This window comes from Sphaerochaeta sp. S2, assembly GCF_016406725.1.
Classification (GTDB): domain Bacteria; phylum Spirochaetota; class Spirochaetia; order Sphaerochaetales; family Sphaerochaetaceae; genus Sphaerochaeta.
In genome coordinates, this window is sequence record NZ_JAEKNT010000182.1 from 1 (window position 1) to 2,224 (window position 2,224).

At 37.5% G+C, this 2,224-nt stretch carries 3 protein-coding genes; all 3 read left to right on the forward strand.

Translation table 11 applies throughout. The features are described 5' to 3' along the window. Nucleotides 1-352 precede the first annotated feature (352 nt). Entirely contained in the window at nucleotides 353-565 is a 213-nt protein-coding gene (locus JF818_RS04870) for a helix-turn-helix domain-containing protein (RefSeq protein ID WP_198890844.1), read from the forward strand. A gap of 306 nt (nucleotides 566-871) precedes the next feature. Further along, nucleotides 872-1,474 carry a DUF6088 family protein gene (locus tag JF818_RS04875; RefSeq protein ID WP_198890845.1) on the forward strand — a complete coding sequence of 201 codons (603 nt, stop codon included), beginning with the start codon at nucleotides 872-874 and terminating at the stop codon, nucleotides 1,472-1,474. A gap of 3 nt (nucleotides 1,475-1,477) precedes the next feature. Further along, the coding region (locus tag JF818_RS04880) for a nucleotidyl transferase AbiEii/AbiGii toxin family protein (RefSeq protein WP_198890846.1) at nucleotides 1,478-2,224 on the forward strand (747 nt) is incomplete at its 3' end.

The following is a 2,224-nucleotide window of genomic DNA, read 5'->3' on the forward strand; positions in this document are numbered from 1 at the left end:
GATCATGCATTGTTAGGCTGATGGTCTGGACTCGTCATGAAGGGTAAAAACCAAAAGCTCTGGAAAGAGTAGTAAATATTGACTCCTTCTTGATTATTATCTTTACACACAAACAGCATAATGTCAATCATTAGACATCAATAACTATCATTTATTATTTTTTATTATCTAATTTTATTAATATATATTATTAACTGTCAATTATTGCATAATTGAAAAATGCATTATATTGGGCATTCCCAAACATACAGGCACTACTCAATAGACAGTAATTGTTTATAATTATGAATAAATAACGTTTCTTGTTTAAAAACAGTTGATTATTTGGTTTTATTGGCTGATAATATCAACCATGTTACCAATTAAAGATGAAGTCTTAACGTTGCAGGAATGTTCTGCTTATTTGAAAATTGCTGAGTCTACCATTTATGTGCTTGCACGAAAGGGAAAGATACCTTGTCAGAAAGTTGGAAGAAATTGGAGATTCAGCAAGGATGCTCTTGATCGTTGGTTACGCGGTGAAGATTTCAATAAAATAAATAACGCTAATTCCTCTACACTGTAGTACTATCACTTACTATTCAGCTATCTGAAGGTTTAAAGAAGAGAGGCTCAGTTCATTGTGCCTCTGTTCTTTGTGTATAGTATCATTGCGCTCTATAGGAAAAGAAATTTCTAATGCGAAGAACATTAGCATGGCATTGCCGGTGGGATTTGGACACAAGAAAGGCAACCCGCTGTACGACCATTGTCGCCTAACAAGTTAGTAGTCTGGTAGAATAAGGAATCACCGTCCTGATGTGTATATTATGTATAATAAATTTCTCAAATATTACTATCTTTTTGTGAAATTATATACTATTATTATCACATGCAATCTGTTTCTAATAAAATACTTGCAAGAATATATAGTCGTGGAAGGGGCTGGGCTTTCTCTAAAGTCGATTTTATTCCCCCATTCTCTGATATTGCAGTTCGCAAAGCTCTTTCCGAACTTGCAAAGAAAGGAACCATACGCCGAGTCTCACAAGGGATTTATCATTATCCCCGCTACAGCGAATTTCTCCAAGAGTATCTTAGTCCCGATATGGAGCAAGTTGCTTACGCATATGCTCGGAAATTTAATTGGCGTATTCATCCTTCAGGAAATACGGCACTGAATTATCTGGGGCTTTCCACTCAGGTACCCTCTCGTCATCTTTACATTTCAGACGGACCAAATCGCGTGTATGTAATCGAGAATCAATCTTTGGAATTTAAGCACATGGCCATAAAAGAGACTGGTTTAAAGTTTCGTGAGAGTAGATTACTCGTGCAAGCGCTCAGAGCCTTGGGGAAAGAACATATAACTCCAGAAATCATACATACGTTATCTGAGACAATGAAAAAAGTGTCCGCTGACAAAATAGTCCAAGATACGCAACAGGTAAGTGTTTGGATATATGAGGTAATTGAACAAATTCTTAAAGGATAAATAATGGATAATGTTGCTTTTTTTGCAGATAAAGAAAGAGGCCAGATCTTTGCAGAGGCAGCAGCCAGAATGGGAACCACGGCTGCTATCGTTGAGAAGGATTTCTGGGTTTGTTGGGTTCTACAAAAGATATACACTACTGAGAATCTTAAAAACACATTACTATTCAAAGGGGGAACAAGCCTTTCAAAAGTATATAACGTAATCCAGAGATTCTCTGAAGATATAGACTTGATTCTCGACTGGAATCTAGTATCTAGTGAAAACCCAATCCTAGATCGATCAAAAAATAGACAAGACAAGTTCAATAAACAGATCAACAAGAGCGCACAAGAATTTATCGCCTCTAATCTCTTACCCAAATTAGAGGACTTATATTCTCCCATTTGTCAACTAGAAATCGATATGAATGATCCTCATTGCGTGAATGTAAAGTATCCCAATGCATTCGATAATGCCTATATCCGCCCAATGGTCCGCTTGGAAATTGGACCCCTCTCTTCATGGCAACCCAGTCAAGAATTTTCGATAACTCCCTATGCTGCACAGTATCTTCCACATATCTTCAATACGGAAAAAATTCAAGTGAGAGCAATAGAAGGAAAACGAACCTTTTGGGAGAAGGCTACAATCCTACATCAAGAGGCCCATCGCCCAGAAGACAAACTACAACCTACCCGCTATTCCCGACATTACTATGATTTGGCGATGCTGGCTCATTCTGAAATCAAGACCTCTGCCTTATCTCTT